2 protein-coding genes are annotated in these 20,288 nt (G+C 69.5%); both read left to right on the top strand.

The genetic code is table 11. The features are described from left to right. The first annotated feature begins 11 nt into the window (after positions 1 to 11). Positions 12 to 13,640, top strand: a complete 13,629-nt coding sequence (locus NRY95_11115) for an amino acid adenylation domain-containing protein (protein ID UYC18565.1) — start codon at positions 12 to 14, stop codon at positions 13,638 to 13,640. 103 nt (positions 13,641 to 13,743) lie between these two features. Continuing rightward, positions 13,744 to 20,142: a non-ribosomal peptide synthetase gene (locus NRY95_11120; protein UYC14313.1), complete on the top strand. Its 6,399-nt coding sequence runs from the start codon at positions 13,744 to 13,746 to the stop codon at positions 20,140 to 20,142. Positions 20,143 to 20,288 lie beyond the last annotated feature (146 nt).

The raw sequence follows: 20,288 nt of genomic DNA on the forward strand, positions 1-20,288 counted from the left end.
TGCAAAAACGCATGTGGCTGCTCGCCAGGTTGGATCCGCAGGCGTCCATTACCTACCACATCGCCAACGGCGTACGCCTGATCGGCGAACTCGACTGTCAGGCCCTGCAGGCCGCACTGGATCGCATCGTGGTCCGGCACGAGGTACTGCGTACCAGCATGGTCGAGGTGAACGGTCAGATCCGTCAGCGCATCCAGCCGCCAACCGGCTTCCCGCTCGTCCATGACAATGCGGGCGCTTGCGGTGCGGACGCCGCTGCGATCGCGCGCATCGCCCACAGGGAGGCCAGGCGGCCCTTCGACCTGGAATTGGGCGCTCCGGTTCGCGGTCGTCTGTTGCGTCTGACAGCGCAGGAGCACGTCCTGCTGCTGACCTTCCATCACATCGCCTGCGATGGCTGGTCGATTGGCGTGCTGTTGCGCGAGCTGGAAGCCCTGTACACCGCCTTCCTCCGCCGCCAGCCCGATCCGTTGCCGCCACTGCCGATCCAGTATGCGGACTATGCGATCTGGCAGAGCGAGCAGTTGCAGGGCGACACCCTCGATGCGCAAGTGCGCTTCTGGACCGGGCGCTTGGCCAGCGCACCGTCGCTGCTGCCGCTACCGACCGACCGCGCGCGACCAGCCATGCAGGATTACCGCGGCGCGGTCGTCGAGCGGTTGCTGCCGCCGGAGTTGCGGCAGCAGCTGAATGGGCTGGTACGGCGCCATGGCTGCTCGTTGTTCGTCACCTTGCTGGCCGGCTGGGCGCTGCTGCTGGCGCGGATCAGCGCGACCGACGATGTGACGATCGGCACACCGGTCGCTGGACGGACGCATCCGGACCTGGAAGCGCTGATCGGTTGTTTCATCAATACGCTGGCACTGCGGCTCACAGTGTCCGGCACCCCCACCGTGGCGCAATGGCTGGCGCAGGTGCGCACTGTGGTTTTGAACGCGCAGGATCACCAGGACCTGCCGTTCGAGCGTGTCGTCGAAGCGCTGCAGCCGAGTCGCAGCCTTAGCCATACGCCAGTGTTCCAAACAATGTTTAGTCTGGACGGCTTCAGCGGCAACCAATCGCTGCACCTGCCCGGACTGCGGCTGGAGCCGTTGCCGGACGCCTCGGACATGTGCGCGTTCGATCTGATGCTGACGATGCAGGAGTCCGCGACCGGGCTACGTGCGTGCATCAAGTACCCGATTGCCCTGTTCGACCACAGCAGCATCGAACGCCACCTGGACCAATTCGTCGCGCTGCTGCGTGGCATGGTCGCCGACGACAGTGCCCGCGTCGATCGGCTGCCGCTGCTGGGCCTGCCCGAGCGCCAGCAGTGGCTGCAGAGGCTGGCGCGCGCGCGCGGCGTGTTCGCCGACGATGCCTGTCTGCCTGGGTTGTTCGAGCGGCAGGTCGCGCAGGCGCCGCAGGCCATCGCCGTGGTGCACGACGACGTCGCGCTCAGCTACGCCGCGCTCGACGCCCGCGCCAACCAGCTCGCCCATCACCTGATCGCCCAGGGCATCGGCCCGGAAGACCGCGTGGCGTTGTACCTGCAACGCAGTATCGACCTGGTGGTGGCGCTGCTGGCCGTGCTCAAGGCCGGTGCCGCCTACCTGCCGCTGGACCCGGCCTACCCGGCCCAGCGCCTGGCCTTCATGCTCGACGACGCGCAGCCGCGCCTGCTGCTCGCCCACCAGGCGCTGGTGGCCACGCTGCCCGGCGAATCCGGCATCGCCACCGTGCTGCTGGATGACGCGTCGCTGTGGGCGCAGCAGCCGACCCAGGCACCGCAGCGTGCCGACCTGCTGCCGCAGCATCCGGCCTACGTCATCTACACCTCCGGCTCCACCGGCACCCCCAAGGGCGTGGTCGTCGCCCATGCCCAGGTCGTACGCCTGCTGCATGCCACCCACGCCTGGGTCGCTCCGGGCGCTGCCGATGTCTGGACCCTGTTCCACTCCTGCGCCTTCGACTTCTCGGTCTGGGAGCTGTGGGGGGCCCTGGCCCACGGCGGACGCCTGGTCGTGGTTGCCCAGCACATCGCACGCGATCCGGCTGCGTTCCATGCCCTGCTCTGCCAGCAGCGCGTCAGCGTGCTCAATCAGACCCCCAGCGCCTTCCAGGCGCTGCTCGATGCGCAGCGCGACAGCCTCCTGCCGCACAGCCTGCGCCTGGTGATCTTCGGCGGCGAAGCGCTGCAACCGGCCGATCTGGCGCCCTGGTTCGCCCGCCACGGCCAGCGCACCGCCCTGCTCAACATGTACGGCATCACCGAGACCACGGTGCATGTGACCGCCCATGCGCTCACCCCGCAGGATGCGCAACGTGGCGGGCACAGCCCGATCGGGCGGCCGCTGGCCGACCTGCGCGCCTATGTGCTGGCGGGCGACGGCCAGTGCCTGCCGATCGGCGTGGCCGGCGAACTGCACGTGGCCGGTGCCGGCCTGGCGCGCGGCTATCTGGGCCGTCCGGGATTGACCGCCGAACGCTTCGTGCCCGACCCGTTCGCCGAGCACCCCGGCGAACGCATGTACAAGACCGGCGACCTGGCGCGCTGGCGCGCCGACGGCAGCCTGGAGTATCTCGGCCGCAACGACGCGCAGGTCAAGCTGCGCGGCTTCCGCATCGAACTGGGCGAGATCCAGGCTGCTTTGCGTGGCTGCGCCGGCGTGCGCCAGGCCGCGGTCCTCGTCCGCGAGGACACCCCCGGCGACAGGCGCCTGGTCGCCTATCTGGTCGGCGACGCCGATGGCGCGCTCGACCCCGACGCATTGCGCACCCAGCTCGGTGCGCGCCTGCCCGACTACATGCTGCCTGCCGCCTATGTGCAGCTCGCTGCGCTGCCGCTGACCGCCAACGGCAAGCTCGATCGCCGTGCCCTGCCGGCGCCGGACGCCGACGCGCTCGCCGCGCAGGCCTACGTGGCACCGCAAGGCGAGCTGGAACTGCTGCTGGCGACGCTGTGGAGCGAACTGCTCGGCGTCGACCGGGTCGGCCGCCACGACGACTTCTTCGCCTTGGGTGGACACTCGCTGCTGGCGGTGCAACTGGCTTCGCGCGTGCGGCAACGGCTTGGCTTGGTCGTCAGCTTGACCGAGATCTTCGCGCACGCGCGTCTGGCCGATCTGGCCGACGCCCTGAGCAGAGCGACGGTCGATATCCAGCCGGCGGTCGTGCCGAGCCCGCGCCGCGGACCGCTGCCGTTGTCGTTCGCGCAGCAGCGTCTGTGGTTCATCGACATGCATGGCCAGATCGGCACCGCCTATTCGCTCGCCTACGCGCTGCGGCTGCGCGGCAGGCTCGACATGTCGGCGCTGAGCCGTGCGCTGGACCGTATTGTCGAACGTCACGAAGCGCTGCGGACCCGTTTCGTGACAATGGACGGACAGCCGCAACAGGTGATCGAGCCGGCCGAGTGCGGATTTGCGCTTATCCACCACGACCTGAGCGGCCACAGCGACCCGCTGCAGGCCGCATACGCGCAAGCCGAAGCCGAAGCGCAGGTTCCCTTCGACCTGGCCAAGGGACCGTTGCTGCGTGGTCGGCTGCTTCGCCTGGGCCAGCGCGACCAGGTGCTGCTGTTGACCGTGCATCATATCGTCGCCGATGCCTGGTCCGGTGGCGTGCTGGTCAACGAACTGACTGCCTTGTACGGCGCATTTGCGCAAGGATTGGCCGATCCGCTGCCGCCGCTGCCGATCCAGTACGCCGACTTCGCCCTCTGGCAGCGCCGCTGGATCGCGGGCGAGCGGCTGCAACGCCAGCTGGGGTATTGGGTGGAGCACCTGCACGGCGCTCCGGCGTTGCTCGATCTGCCCACCGACTACCCACGCCCGGCGCGGCCGGACCACCGCGGCGAAGTGTTGTCCTTCCACCTGGATGCCACCCAGTCGGCCGCGCTGAAGGCACTGGCCCGGCGGCATGGCGCGACCTTGTTCATGGTCGTTCTGGCGGCCTGGGCGGCGCTGCTGGCGCGCCTGTCGGGCCAGCGCGAGGTGGTGATCGGCACGCCGATCGCCAATCGCCATCAGGCCGAACTCGAATCCTTGATCGGGCTATTCGTCGATTCGCTGGCCTTACGCATCGATCTGAGCCAGGACCCGAGCGTGGCCGGGTTGCTGGCGCAGACCCGCGCCACCGCACTGGCCGCACAGGCATGCCAGGACATTCCCTTCGAGCACGTGGTCGAGGCGCTCAACCCCGTGCGCAGCAACGCCCACAATCCGGTGTTCCAGGTCATGTTCGCCTGGCAGAACGCCCCGGAGGGCCTGCTCACGTTGCCGGGGCTGACGCTGGAGTCGCTGGAGCGCAGCGGCCGCGCCGCGCAGTTCGATCTGGAACTGTCGATGCAGGAAGACGCCGACTGCATCGTCGGTAGCTTGGGGTTTGCCACGGCCTTGTTCGCGCGCTCCAGCATTCAACGCCATATCCGCCAGTTGCTGACCCTGCTCGGCCGGATGGCCGCCGCCGACACCGTTCCGGTTTCCGCGCTGTCGCTGATCGGGCCGCAGGATCTGGCACTGCTGCAGGACTTCAACGCGACCGACACCCCGATCGCCGCCGTTCCCGGGGTGCATACGCTGTTCGAACGCCACGCCGAACAGGCCGCGTCGACCATCGCGGTGGTCGATGCCGGGTGCAGTCTGTCCTATGCCGAACTCGAGGCCCAGGCCAATCGCCTGGCCCGGTACCTGATCGAACTCGGTGTCGGCCCGGACCGCCGGGTGGCGCTGTGCCTGGGCCGCAGCACCGAACTGATCGTGGCGATGCTGGCGATCCTCAAGGCCGGCGGCGCCTACGTGCCGCTGGATCCAGCCTACCCGCAGCAGCGTCTGAGTTTCATGCTCGCCGACAGCGCACCGTGTGCGCTGCTCACCGATGCGCAGGGCGCTGCCCAGCTGGGTGCGCAGGCCGGCATGCCGATGCTCCTGCTGGACCAGCCGCAGCCGGGTTGGGCGCAGCTGCCGCACACCGCCCCCACTGTACCGGCGCTGCGGGCGCAGCACCTGGCCTATGTGATCTATACCTCCGGCTCGACCGGCACGCCCAAGGGCGTGGCGGTGGACCATTGCGGATTGCGCAATTACTGCGTGGCCGCCGCCACGCGCTACGGCTTGCGTGGCGGCGACCGGGTGCTGCAGTGCAGCTCGCCCAGTTTCGATATCGCCGTGGACGAAATCTTCGCGACCCTGGCCAGCGGCGCGACGCTGGTCCTGTTGCCGGGCCAGCGCTTGCCGGCCATCGCCGAGTTCGCCAGGGTGATCGAGCAGCAGCGGATCAGCGTGCTCAACCTGCCGACCGCCTACTGGCATGCATGGATGGCCGAGCAGGCCGACAGCGCGGCACCGCTGCCGGCGACGTTGCGGCTAGTGGTCTGCGGCGGCGAAGCGCCGAACCCTGCGCATGTCGAACGCTGGCACACGCTGGCAGACGGGCGCGTGCAATTGCTCAACGCCTATGGCCCCAGCGAGACCGTCTCCGGGGTCAGCTTCGGTGCGGTGGTGCCAGGGCAAGCGCTGCACATCGGCGGGCCGATCGCCAATGTGCGCCTGCACGTGCTGGACCGCCGGCAACAGCCGCTGCCGATCGGCGTCAACGGCGAGCTGCATATCGCCGGAGCGCAGCTGGCACGCGGTTACCTGGGCCGCCCGGATCTGACCGCCGAGCGTTTCGTTCCAGATCCGTTCGCGCCGGTCGCCGGCGCGCGCATGTATCGCAGCGGCGATCGGGTCCGCTGGCGCGAGGACGGCACGCTGCTGTTCGTCGGTCGCGACGACCAGCAGGTCAAGCTGCGCGGCTTCCGCATCGAACCGGGCGAAATCGAGGCAGCGTTGCGGACGGCGCCGGGCGTGCACGACGCCGCGGTGCTGGTCCGCGACGACCGGACCGGCGGGCGCAGCCTGGTTGCCTATGTGGCGACGCCGTCGCTGGCCGTGGATGCCGTGCGTGCGCATCTGGCGACGCGGTTGCCGGACTACATGGTGCCGGCCAGCTATGTGCGTGTGGACACGCTGCCGCTCACCGCCAACGGCAAGCTCGATCGCCAGGCCCTGCCGGCGCCGGATGCCGAACGCAGCGACCCCGCCGGGGCAGCTCCGCAAGGCCGCCACGAGCAAACCCTGGCCCAGCTGTGGTGCGAATTGCTGGGGATCGACCGGGTCAACCGGGACGACGATTTCTTCGACTTGGGCGGGCATTCGCTGTTGGCGGTGCAACTGATTGCGCGGGTCCGCGACAGCCTGGGCGTGGAGCTGCAGATCGGCGACGTGTTCACCCACACCCGCTTGCAGGCGCTGGCCCTGTGTCTTGACCGCAGCGACCCCAGCGAAGCACACACGATCGTGGCGGTGGACCGCAGCGCGGCGCTGCCGCTGTCCTTCGCCCAGCAGCGCCTGTGGTTTCTGGACCGCTTCGATCCGCATAGCCAGCTCGCCTACCTGATGCCCGGCGGCGTGCGCTTGAGCGGTCCGCTGGACAGCCTGGCGTTGCGCCGTGCACTGGACCGCATCGTGTACCGGCACGAGGCGCTGCGGACCCGTTTCGGCGTGGAAAACGACGCGCCGGTGCAGCTGATCGGGATGCCGCACAGCGGCTTTCCACTGCACTGTATCGACCTGGCCGACCTGCCCGATCCGGAGGCCGCCGCACGCGACCACACGGCCCAGGAAGCCGGCACCGGCTTCGATCTGCAGCATGGCCCGTTGCTCCGCGGCCGGTTGCTGCGCCTTGCCGAGCAGGAACACCTGCTGCTGGTGACCATGCACCACATCGTCTCCGACGGTTGGTCGATGGGCGTGTTCGTCCGCGAGCTGGGCGCCTTGTACGGCGCATTCCTGCAGGGCCGGGACGATCCGTTGCCGCCGCTGCGGGTGCAGTACGCCGACTACAGCAGTTGGCAGCGCCGCCGGATCAGCGGCGAGACGCTGCAGCGCCAGCGCGACTTCTGGCGCACGCACCTGCAAGGAGCCCCGACCTTGTTGGAATTGCCCACGGATCGACCGCGCCCGGCCCGCCAGGACTACGCCGGCGACATCGTCCAATTCGCGCTGGATCCCACCCACAGCGCGGCACTCAAGCAGCTCGGCCAGCGCCATGGCACGACCGTGTACATGACCTTGCTGGCCGCCTGGGCGTTGCTGTTGTCGCGCCTGTCAGGCCAGTCGGATGTGGTGATCGGCACCCCGGTGGCCAACCGCACGCATGCCGAACTGGAGCCGTTGATCGGCTTCTTCGTCAATACCCAGGCATTGCGGGTGGACCTGTCGCGCAATCCGACCGTGGCCACCGTGCTGGCGCAGGTGCGGCAGACCGCGTTGGCGGCGCAGACGCATCAGGATCTGCCCTTCGAGCACCTCATCGAGACGCTCAACCCGGATCGCACGCTGGGCGCCCATCCGCTGTTCCAGGTGATGTTGAGTTGGGAGAACGTGCCGCAATCAGAACTGAGCCTGCCGGGGTTGCGCCTGCAGGCAGTCGACCTGCATCTGCCGACGATCAAGTTCGATCTGAGCATGAGCCTGCAGGAACACGATGGCTGCATCGTCGGCACGCTCGGGTACGCCAGCGCGCTATTCGATCGCGCCACGATCCAGCGCCACGTCGCCCGGTTCCTGCAAATCCTGCAGGCGATCTCCACAGGCGACGCACGGCGCGTCGCCTGCCTGCCGCTGCTGCCGCCGGAGGAGCGTAGCCGGCTGCTGGAGATGGGCGACGTGCCGCCAACGCGGCAGGTGCCGGAGGCGAGCCTGCACGCCCTGTTCGCGCAGCAGGCCGCGTTGACCCCCGATGCCCCGGCCATCGTGAGCGAGGCCGGCACACTGTCCTACGCCGATCTCCTCAGCCAGTCGCACTATGTGGCGCACCAGCTCATGGCCGCCGGTGTGCGCCCCGGCGACCGGGTGGCGGTGGTGCTGCCGCGGTCCGCGCCGCTGATCGTCGCCGAACTGGCCGTCCTCCACTGCGGTGCGGCCTACGTGCCGCTGGACCCGGCGCATCCCGTCGAGCGCCTGAGCGAACTCCTCGCCCACTGCGCAGCGCGTGCCGTGCTCAGCCACAGCAGCATGCCGCTGCCGGGGCTGCGGCGACCGCGCCTGGATCTGGACCGCCTGGCGCCCCCCGCTCAATGCCAGGCGCCGCCGATCGCGGTCCCTGCGCACAGCCCCGCCTACGTGATCTACACCTCCGGATCGACCGGCACGCCCAAGGGCGTGGTGGTCGCGCATGCCGCGGTGGTCGCCTTCGCCATGGGCGGTGGGCATGTGCGCATCCAGCCCGACGACCGGGTCGCGTTTCTGGCCAACCCGGCATTCGACGCGGCCACCTTCGAGGTGTGGAGCGCCTTGCTGCATGGCGCGGCCGTCGTCATCGTCGAGCAGGCCGTGTTGCTCGATCCGCCCGCCCTGGCCGAGCATCTGGCCAGGAACCAGGTCAGCATCCTGCACCTGACCGCCGGGCTGGTACCCGGCTACTGGCGCGCACTCGCCGGGTGGCTGCCGAGGCTGCGCTGCTTGCTGACCGGTGGCGACCGCGTCGATGCGCGGGCCATCGCCGAACTGCTCGCACACGCGCCTCCGCAGCGCGTGCTGCACTGCTATGGCCCCACCGAAACCACGGTCTTCGGCGTGATCCATCCGGTCGCGGCGGTCGAACGCGGCAGCGAACGTCTGCCGCTCGGACGGCCACTGCCCGGCACCTGCGCTTACGTGCTCGATGCGCAGGGCCAACCGGCGCCGATCGGCACCAGCGGCGAACTGCATCTTGCCGGTGCACAGCTGGCACAGGGCTATCTGCATCTGCCGGCGCTGACCGCCGAGCGCTTCATCCCCGACCCGTTCGCCGCCGTGCCCGGCCAGCGCATGTATCGGACCGGCGACCTGGCACGCTGGCGCAACGACGGCACGCTCGACTTTCTCGGCCGCAACGACGATCAAGTCAAGATCCGCGGGTTCCGGGTCGAGCCGGCCGATGTCGAGGCGGCGGTGCGCGATTGTCCAGGCGTACGCGAAGCGATCGTGCTGACCGACGCGCCCCGCCCCGGCGAGCGGCGGTTGGTGGCCTATGTGGTCGCCAGCGCGGTCACGCCCGAGTCGCTGCGTGCCATGCTGAGCGCCCGGCTTCCGGCCTATATGGTGCCCGCCGCGTATGTCTGTCTCGATGCGCTGCCACTCACCGCCAACGGCAAACTCGATCGGCGACGCCTGCCGGCGCCGGGCAGCGGCGACCTCGCCAGCGATGCCTATGCCCCAGCGCAGGGACTGCTGGAACAAACCCTGGCCAATCTGTGGTGCGAGTTGCTCGGCATTGCACGGGTCGGTCGCCACGACAATTTCTTCGCGCTCGGCGGGCACTCGCTGCTGGCGGTCACGCTGATCGAACGGCTGCGCCGGCATGGCTGGCAGGTGGACGTGCGCAACCTGTTCGGCGCTCCCACGCTGTGCGGCCTGGCGGCCACTCTGCAGACGGCAGCCAGTGTGGTCGTCCCGCCCAACCGCATCGGCGCGGACTGCAGCCGTATCACCCCGGAGCTGCTGCCGCTGGCCGAGCTGACCCAGGCCGAGATCGATCTGGTGGTGGCCAGCGTCGATGGCGGGGCCGCCAACGTCCAGGACATCTATCCGCTGGCGCCGCTGCAGGAGGGGCTGCTGTTCCATCACCTGGCCGACGCCGCGCGCGATCCCTACCTGCAGCACACGCTGCTATGCGTCGACACGCGCGCCCGTCTGGACGGCTTGCTTGCCGCTCTGCAGGCGGTGATCGCCCGTCACGACATCCTGCGCACCGCCATCGTCTGGGAGCGCCTGAGCGCGCCGCTGCAGGTCGTCTGGCGGCATGCGCCGCTACCGGTGCAACAGCATGATTGGACCGGTTCGGTCGAACGCCTGCGCCAGCATCTGGCGGCGCAGCCGCCGATGCCCTTGCAGCAGGCACCGCTGTTGCGTGCGCACATCGTCCACGACGCCGGCCGTGATCGCTGGCTGCTGGGTCTGCAGCATCACCACCTGGTGATGGATCACACCACGCTGGAACTGGCGATGGCAGAAATCCAGGCCTGCCTGGCCGGCCGCCAGGACAGCTTGCCGACGGCGTTGCCGTTCCGCGATTTCATCGCACATGCGCAGTTGGGCGTGCGGCAATCGGAACACCAGGCGTTCTTCACCGAGATGCTGGCCGATATCGATGCTCCCACCGCGCCGTTCGGACTGCCTGCACGCGCCGAAGCGTCGATCGACAGCGAGCACGCGCATCTGCAACTGAGTCAGACCCTCGCCCACGGCCTGCGCGCGCAGGCCGCTCGCCTGGGCGTCAGCGTCGCCAGCCTGTTCCATCTGGCCTATGCCCTGATCGTGGCACGCAGCAGCGGTCACGATACGGTGGTGTTCGGCACCGTGCTGTTCGGCCGGATGTGGGCCGGCGATGGCGCCGACCGGGTGCTCGGCATGTTCCTCAACACCTTGCCGCTGCGTCTGGACTGCGACGGAACGGGCGTGGCCGAGGCGATCCACGAGGTGCAACACCGGCTTGCCAGGCTGCTACGCCATGAGCATGCGCCATTGGCGCTGGCGCAACGCTGCAGTGGCGTGCAGCCGCCGGCGCCCTTGTTCACCGCGGTGCTGAACTACCGTCATGCCGGCGACGGCCGCGCGGCCGATTCCGGCGCCGACCACGCCTGGGAGGGCATCGAATCGCTGTCTGTGCAGGAACGCACCCACTACGCGCTGTTGCTGTCGGTCAACGACCACGGCGATGCGGGAGGCTTCTCGCTGGATGTCCAGGCCATGCCCAGGGTCGGGGCGCAGCGTGCCGGCCGGATGATGCTGCAGGCATTGGCCGCGCTCGACAGCGCCTTGCGCCTGGCGCCGGCAACCCCGCTGCATGCCTTGGATGTCGTGCCGCAGTGGGACATCGCGGCTCCGCGTGCACCCGATCCGGCACCGTTGACAGCGCCGCCAGCGTATTGCGTGCACCAATTGTTCGAACAGCAGGTGGCGCGCAGTCCACAGGCCGACGCCGTGCTGTCCGGCGATCGCGCGCTCTCCTATGCCCAGCTCAATGCGCAGGCCAACCGCCTGGCCCATCACCTGATCGCCCTCGGTGCGGGGCCCGACACGCGCGTCGCCCTGTGCCTGGAGCGCGGCCCGGAGATGATGGTCGGCGTGTTGGCGATACTCAAGGCCGGCGCCGCCTACGTGCCGTTGGACCCGGGCTATCCGGCACAGCGCCTGGCCTTCATGCTCGAGGACAGCGCACCGCACTGCGTGCTCAGCCACACCGCGCTGCGCGCGCTATTGCCGCGCGGCAAGGTCCCGCTGCTCTGGGTGGACGACAGCAGCGCATGGGCGCAGCAACCCGATCACAACCCCGACCCGGCCGCGCAAGCTCTCGGCCCTCACCACCTGGCCTATGTGATCTACACCTCCGGCTCCAGCGGACGTCCCAAGGGAGTGATGGTCCAGCACAACGCGGTCGTCAATCTATGGCAGGCCTTGCATCGGGTCGTGCACGCCGACGCCGCATCCGCGCCGCTGCGCGTGTCGCTCAATGCATCGCTGTCGTTCGACGCGTCGGTCAAGATGTGGGTGCAATTGCTCTCCGGCGCCAGCCTGGCGATCGTGCCGCAGGCGGTTCGCCTGGATGGCGAGGCGCTGCTGGCCTGGATGCGGCGATCGCGCCTGGATGTGCTCGACTGCACCCCGGCGCAGCTGCAACTGCTGCTCGACAGCGGCCTGCTCGATGCGCCGGCCGGCGCACCGGAGAAGATCCTGATCGGCGGCGAGGCGATCCCGCCGGCCATGTGGCAGCGCTTGAGCGAGTGCGCACATATCGCCTTCTTCAATGTCTACGGCCCGACCGAATGCACGGTGGACGTCACCGTGGCAGCGATCCAATCCGACGATGCGCTGCCCACGCTGGGCCGGCCATTGGCCAACGTGCGACTGTCGCTGCTCGATCGGCGGCTACGGCCTGTACCGGTCGGTGTGGTCGGCGAACTGATGGTCGGCGGCGTCCAGGTGGCGCGCGGTTATCTGCACCGACCGGGCCTGAGTGCGGAGCGCTTCGTCCCCGATCCGTTCGCCGACCGGCCCGGCCAGCGCATGTATCGCACCGGCGACCTGGCGCGCTGGCGCGCCGATGGCGTGCTCGAATTCCTCGGTCGCAACGACGATCAAATCAAGCTGCGCGGCTTCCGCATCGAACTGGGAGACATCCAGGCGGCGCTGCGTCGCTGCGAGGGCGTGCGCGAGGCCGTGGTCGTCGCCCGCGACGATGGCCATGGCGATGTCCGCCTGGTCGCCTATTGGGTCGGCGATGCGAGCGCCAGCGCCGGCGACAGCCTGCGCGTGCAGCTGTCCGCGCAGTTGCCCGGTTACATGGTCCCGACCACCTACCTGCAACTGGACGCGCTGCCGCTCAACGCCAACGGCAAGCTCGATCGGCAGGCCCTGCCGTTGCCGCAAGCGGCGGTGCCTGTGGCGGACGACTACGTACCGCCGGCCAATGCCATCGAACGCAGCCTGGCCAAGCTCTGGGCCAGCGTGCTGGGGCCGCGGCGTATCGGCCGCGGCGATCACTTCTTCGAATTGGGCGGACATTCGTTGTCGGTGGTGCGGCTGATCGCCGCCGCCAGGCGCAGCAGCTTCGAGCTGACCGTGCAGATGGTGTACGACTCCCCGACCTTGAGCGCGCAGGCCGCGCGCCTGACAGGAGGCGCGCAGACGCTGGGACAGCAGGCGCTGGCTGCCCGTCGTCGTGGTAGCCGCTCCCCCTTGTTCGTGCTGCCGACCGGCGTCGGCGACATCACCTACGCGTTCGAGCTGGCCGCATACCTCGATACGGACATCCCGGTCTATGCCCTGCCCTGGCCCGATCCGTTACCGGCCATGCTGGAGGCGCTGGCGACGCGGATGGCCGAGCTGATCCAGGCGGTGCAGCCGCACGGCCCCTATCATCTGCTCGGCTATTCCTCCGGCGGCCTGCTCGCCTATGCCATCGCCCAGCACTTCGGCATGCACGAGCAGCCCGTCGCCTTCCTGGGCCTGCTCGATTGCGACGTGCCGGCAGTGCCGGCGGAAACAGAGGCGCTCGACGATGCGATCGGCCGGGCCTTGCTGCGCCAACTTGAAGGATTGCAACGCCATCGCCCTTACCAGGACCGCGGCGACATACAGGCGGCGCTGAGCGCCCTGCTGGACCGCATCCGCGACAGCGCCTACCCGGACATGCTCATCGCCTGCGAAAGCGATCCGATCCTGGCGCAGCTGGCGGCCGACGAACAGACAACGGTCGCGGCCCTGCTGCGCAGCTGCGTCACCAGTACCTGTTTCAACCGCTTGTGGCCGACGTTCGTCGTGCGGCCACTGCAGTCGGCATGCCGACTGCATCTGTTCCAGGCCACCGAGCCCGAACCGGCCACCGACGCCTATGGCTGGCAGCATCTGCTGCCGGAGGCGCAGATCGAACGGATCCCGGTCGGCGGCGAACACACCACGCTGATCGAAGCCGAGCATATCGCCACGCTCGCGCGCCGCATCGAGCGGGCGCTCGACGGCACTGCCTGCACCTCCAGCTCGATCGAGCCGCAGGTCGCGGTCGCCGATGGCGACGCTGCGGACAGCGTGGATGCGGCGGACGTTGCCTGCGTCACGGGCCCGGCGACGCCATGACCGTACTCGCCCAACCAAGCCGGCGGACGCAGGCCCGGCCGCCGGCCGCCAACTGGCGCGGCAGCGCGCCGGCGCATTACACACCTACCGTACTGGGAATCGCATGAGCGCCGTCGACCTGGCTCCTCCTGTCCTCGTTGCGGTGCATCCGCTCGGTTCGGCCCAGCAAGCCATCTGGCTCGGGCAATTGCTCGCACCGGACCGGCCCAGCTACAGCATCGGCTGCGTGATGCACTTCGAGGGAAGGCTGCACCGCGATGTCTGGGAACAGGCCGTTGCAGCGGTGATCGCACGCCACGATGCGTTGCGCATGGTGCTGGTCGAAGGATCGCCCGTGCCGAGCCAACGCGTGCTGGAGGCGCTGTCGTTTTCCCTGCCTTGGCACGATTACTCGGACCGCAGCGACGGCGAGCAACGCGCCTGGGACCATATTCGGCAGGCCACGGCACGACCGTTCGCGCTGTACGGCCAACCGCTGTGGGACATCCAGTGGCTGCAGGTCTCGCCTACCCGTGGCTATTGCCTGTACCGCTGCCATCACATCATCGCCGACGGCGTTTCCATGGGAATGCTGTCGCGACAGGTCGTCGACGACTACAACCAGCGCCTGCGCGGTCAACCCGAACAGGCGCCGGCCCCGTCCTACCTGCAAGCGGTCGACGCCGACCAGGCCTATCTCGGCTCAAGCCGGTATCAGCGCGATCTGGACTACTGGCGCGCCCGCCTGCAAGCGCGACCGGAGCCGCTGTATCCCAGCGCGACCGCTGCGCTCGGCCATCAGCCGAGCGTGCAGGTGAGCTGCGTGCTGGACACCCCGGTCTTCCTGGCCCTGAGCACATGGGCCGAGCACTTGGGAGGCTCGTTCACGAGCCTGATCATCGTCTGCCTGGCCAACTGCCTGGCCCGCCTGGGCAACCATCAGGCGCCGATCGCGATCGGCCTGGCCATCCACAATCGCCACAACCCTGTCGAACGCGACATGTTCGGCATGCTCTCCACGCAGCTGCCGCTCTACATCGCAGCGTCGCCACACGCGGACATCGCCACCGCCATGCGCGCCATCGCCGCGGAGGTGCGTCCGGCGATGCGCCACGCCCGCTGCCCGCTGCAACATGCCCTGCGCCAATTGGGCGAGGCCGGCCAGCAAGCGCCGCGGCCGTTCGACATCAGTGTGTCGGTCGAGGACTTCAGCGCCTTCGGCGATGCGCCCATCGCGGACGGCGCCTGGCACATGCTGCCGCTGCACGCCGGCTACGAGGACACCGCGCTGGGCGTGTTCGTCCGGCGCTACAGCAAACAGCATCCGATCGTGCTGGAGTTCAACGTCAACCCGGACCGGCTGCCCGTATCGCTGGCCGAACAGGCCCTGGCCGCGTTGCGGCAGATGCTGCCCGCCCTGCTCGGGGATCCGCACACGCACTTATGGCGCCTTCCGCTGCTGACGTCCTCACAGCGCCAGCAGGTGCTCCATGCGTTCAACGACCGTCCCGGACTCCCTCCCGGCGACCGCCAGGTCCACAGCGCGTTCGAACGCCAGGCCGCCGCTACCCCGGACGCCATCGCGCTGATGGACGAAAACGCCAGCGTCAGCTATGCCGCCCTGGATGCCCAGGCCAACCGGCTGGCGCATCACCTGTGCGCGCTGGGCGTGGCTGCCGACGACCGCGTGGCCGTCTGCCTGCCGCGCGGCATCCCCATGGTCGTGGCGGTGCTGGCCACGCTCAAGGCCGGCGCCGCCTATGTCCCCCTGGACCCGGCCTATCCGCCAGAGCGCCAGGCCTACATGCTGCAGGACTGTCGGGCGTCGGTTCTGCTGACCACACCGGCCTGCGTCGACGCGCTGGCCTTGCCCGCCGACCTGGCCGTGGTGTTCGCCGACGCCCCGCAGCCGCCGTGGCAGGCCTTGCCGGCCACCCCACCGGCGCGCACCAGCTCGCCGCTGCAGGCCGCCTACGTCATCTACACCTCCGGCTCCAGCGGACGGCCCAAGGGCGTGGTGATGCCCCACGGCCCGCTGCTCAATCTGCTCCACTGGGAAGCCCAGCACTGCGCCGCCGCAGGAGTGCAGGCGCTGCGCACCCTGCAGTTCTCCGCGCTCGGCTTCGATGCCAGCTTCCAGGAAATGTTCAGCACCCTGGGCAGCGGAGGCTGCCTGGCGCTGATCGCCGATGCGCAGCGCCGCGACGCGCGCGCCCTGTACCGCCGCGTCTGCGCCCAGCGCATCGAACGCCTGTACATGCCCTACATCGCCCTGCAGTCGCTGGCCGAGACGGTACTGGCCGATCCGGCCCTGGACGCGCTGGACTGCCCCCTCAGACAGGTGCTCACCGCGGGCGAACAGCTGCGCATCACCCCGGCCATCCGCGCCTTCTTCGCCGCGCGTGCGGCCTGCCGGCTGCATAACTACTACGGCCCCACCGAGACCCACGTCGCCTCCGCCCACCTGCTGCCGGCCGATACCGAGCGCTGGCCGCTGCTGCCGCCGATCGGCATCGCCCTCCCGCGCACGCCGTTGTATGTCCTGGATGCGCAGCGCCAGCCGTTGCCGATCGGCGCCATCGGCGAGTTGTTCATCGCCGGCGTGCAGGTCGCACGCGGCTACCTGCACCGTCCGGCGCTGACCGCCGAGCGCTTCCTCGCCGACCCGTTCGCCACGCATCCTGGCCAGCGCATGTATCGCACTGGCGACCTGGCGCGTTGGCGTGCCGACGGCAGCGTGGAATTCCTCGGCCGCAACGACGATCAGGTCAAGCTGCGCGGCTTCCGCATCGAGCCCGGCGAGATCGAAGCGGCATTGCGGTCCTGCCCGGGCGTGCGCGACGCGGCGGTGCTGCTGCGCGAGGATCGCCCCGGCGACAAGCGTCTGGTCGCCTATCTGGTCGGCGATGGACTGCGCGTGGAGCAGGTGCGCGATCGGCTCGCCGCCGGCTTGCCCGACTACATGGTTCCAACCGCGTATGTCCTGCTGCAGGCCATCCCGACCACCACTCACGGCAAGCTGGATCGCCGGGCGCTGCCGGCACCGGATGCAAGTGCCCTGGCCGTGCCGGCCTATGTCGCCCCCGAGGGCGAAGGCGAGCGCCTGCTCGCCACGCTGTGGAGCGAGCTGCTGGGCATCGAACGCGTCGGCCGCCACGACAGCTTCTTCGCCCTGGGCGGACATTCGCTGCTCGGCGTGCAACTGATCTCGCGCATCCGCAGCGCGCTGGGGCTGGAACTGCCCTTGGCCACGCTGTTCGCGCATCCGCGCCTGGCCGAGCTGGCCCAGGCGCTGGCACAGGCCGCCAGCAGCACCCTGCCGGCCATCGTGCCGGCCAACCGCCGCAAGCCGCTGCCGCTGTCCTTCGCCCAGCAACGGCTGTGGTTCCTCGCCCAGTTCGATGCGCGGGCCGCACAGGCTTACCTGATGCCCGGCGGCATCGATCTGCACGGCGAACTGCATCTGCCCGCATTACGGCAGGCGCTGGATCGCATCGTGGCGCGCCACGAAGCGCTGCGCACCCGCTTTGTCGCCGGCCACGACGGCGCGACGCAGGTCATCGCACCGCCCGAGGTCGGCTTTGCGCTGGACTGCATCGATCTGCGCCTGGAAGCGGATCCTTGCGCCGCCGCCCAACATCATGCCGAACGCGAGGCCAGCACCGCCTTCGATCTGGAACATGGCCCGCTGATCCGCGGCCGCCTGCTGCGCCTGGCCGAACATGCACACCGTCTGCTGGTCACCCTGCACCATCTGGTCGCCGACGGGTGGTCCATCGCCCTGCTGCTGCGGGAGCTGGGCGCGCTCTACACCGCCTTCGTGCAAGGCCAAGCCGATCCGCTGCCGCCGCTGCCGCTCCAGTACGCCGACTACGCCGTGTGGCAGCGCCGCTGGCTCGACGGGCCGCTGCTGCAACGCCAGCTCGCCTTCTGGCGCGAGCATCTGCACGACGCACCGGCGCTGCTGGAGCTGCCCACCGACCGGCCGCGCCCGGCCGAGCAGGACTACGCCGGCGACGCGCTGCCGGTGCGCTTGGACGCCGCCCTGACCCAGGCCGTGATCGCCCTGAGCCAGCGTCACGGCACCACGCTGTTCATGACCTTGCTCGCCGCCTGGGGCGTGCTGCTGGCGCGCCTGTCCGGGCAGGACCAGATCGTCATCGGCACCCCGATCGCCCAGCGTACCCGCGCCGAAACCGCGTCGTTGATCGGCCTGTTCGTCAACACCCAGGCCCTGCACATCGACCTGCGCGGCAAGCCGACGGTCGCCGAGCTGCTGGCCCAGGTCCGTGCCACCGCGCTGGCCGCACAGGACCATCAGGACCTGCCCTTCGAGCAGCTCATCGAAGCGCTCAACCCCGTGCGCAGCCTGGCCCATCCTCCCGTGTTCCAGGTCATGTTCAGCTGGCAGAACACGCCCCAGGGCACCCTTGCCCTGCCGGGTCTGCACAGCCAGGTCCTGCTTGGACCGGCCCACGACGCCAAGTACGACCTGGACCTGGACCTGCGCCTGGACGGGCCGTGCATCGTCGGCAGCCTGCGCTTTGCCACGGCGCTGTTCGACCCGGCCACGCTCCGGCGGCAGCTCGACAGCCTGCTCGTGCTGCTCGAGGACATGGCCGGCGACGACCAGGCCCGTGTGGCCAGGCTGGCGCTGCTGCCACCGTCCCAGCGCCAGCAGTTGCAGACGTTCATTCCCGGCGACATCGCCGCGACCGACCACCGCGGCCTGCAGCAGTGGTTCGCGCAGCAGGCCGCGGCGACACCGGACGCCATCGCCCTGGTCTGCGGCCAGACCGCGCTCAGCTACCACCAGCTCGAGCGGCAGGCCAACCGGTTGGCGCACCGATGGCTCGCGCTCGGCGCACGGCCGGACAGCTGCGTGGCGCTGTGCCTGCAACGCGGCATCGCGCAACTGGTCGCCGTGCTGGCCGTGCTCAAGGCCGGCGCGGCGTATCTGCCGCTGGAACCCCGCCAACCGCTCGAGCGCCTGGCCATGGTGCTGGCCGACGCTCGCCCGACGCTGCTGATCGTCGACGACCCCGACGGCGCTGGCTGGGCAGGCGATCCGGCGACACCGGTGCTGGCCATCGCCGCAGAGCAGGCGGCCGCTGCGGCCTATCCGGACCACCCCCCGCTGCTGCCGCCGCTGCATCCGCAACAGCTGGCCTATGCGATCTACACCTCCGGCTCCAGCGGCCGGCCCAAGGGGGTGATGGTCTCCCACCAGGGCCTGGTCGCGCGCCTGCACGCCTTGATCGACGCCTATGGGCTGGGGCCGCAGGACCGCCTGTTGCAATTTGCCACGCTGGCCTTCGACGCCTCGGTCGAGGAAATCTTCGGCGCCCTGTGCAGCGGCGCCACCCTGGTGCTGCGCGAGGACACGTGGCTCGACACCGAGCGGTTCTGGCCGAAGTGCGCGCAGGCCGGCATCACCGTCGTCGATCTGCCCACCCGCTTCTGGGCGCAGTTGTGCGCGCAGTCGCTGCAGATCCCGGACTGCGTGCGTCAGGTCATCATCGGCGGCGAAGCGCTGACCCCGGCCATGCGCCAGACCTGGGTCCAGGGCACGCGCACCGCGCTGCTGGATACCTACGGCCCGACCGAAGCCATCGTGGTGGCAACCACCCAATCCGTGGCCGCCGATACGCCGGCCGGCATCGGCCGTCCGCTCGCCTGCACCCGGGCGCATGTGCTGGATCGCGATGTTCAGCCGCTGCCGATCGGCGCGCGCGGCGAACTGCATCTGGCCGGCGCGGCGCTGGCACGCGGCTATCTGGGCCGTCCCGACCTGACCGCCGAACGCTTCGTCCCCGACCCGTTCGCCGAGCAACCCGGCCAGCGCATGTACAAGACCGGCGATCTGGCCTGCTGGCGTGCCGACGGTACCTTGGACTTCCTCGGCCGCAACGACCGCCAACTCAAACTGCGCGGCTTCCGCATCGAGCTGGGCGAGATCGAATCCGCGCTGCGTGGCTGCGACGGCATCGACGATGCGCTGGTGCTGGCACGCGAGGACGAACTGGGCGAACCGCGTCTGCTGGCCTACATCGTGGCCGCACGGATGGACGCCGAGGCAGTGCGCGAACAACTGCATGCGCGTCTGCCTGACTACATGCTGCCGGCTGCCTACGTGCGCATGGATGCCCTGCCGCTGACACCCAGCGGCAAGCTGGACCGCCATGCATTGCCGGCACCACAAGGCGATGCCTTCGGGCAGCGGCCGTATGTGGCCCCCGATGGTCCGCTCGAGCAAACGCTGGCCGCGCTGTGGTGCGAGTTGCTCGGCATCGATCGGGTCGGCCGCCACGACAGTTTCCTGGATCTGGGGGGGCACTCGTTGCTGGCCGTGCGCTTGGCCGCGGCGATTCGCCGAACGCTGCACTGCGATATCCCGATCCGGCGCCTGTTCGCGCAGCCGACGCTCCAACAGATGGCCTGTCTGGTGCTAAGCGGGCGCCTTGCGCAATTGCAAGCTGCCGATGCCGCGAACTTTCTCTCCAAAGCCAAAGTGGAACGCTAACCACCATGTCCTCTTCCAGCAAATTTCCGCAGGATGTCTCGACGCTCACCACGGAAGAGGCACATCGGCTCTGGGCCTTATTGAGCGAGGTGGCGCCTGCGGCCGTCGAAAATGAGACGATCCAACCGCGCAACGACGGCGAGGTC

Source organism: Xanthomonas campestris pv. phormiicola, from assembly GCA_025666215.1.
GTDB classification, from domain to species: Bacteria; Pseudomonadota; Gammaproteobacteria; order Xanthomonadales; family Xanthomonadaceae; genus Xanthomonas_A; species Xanthomonas_A campestris_A.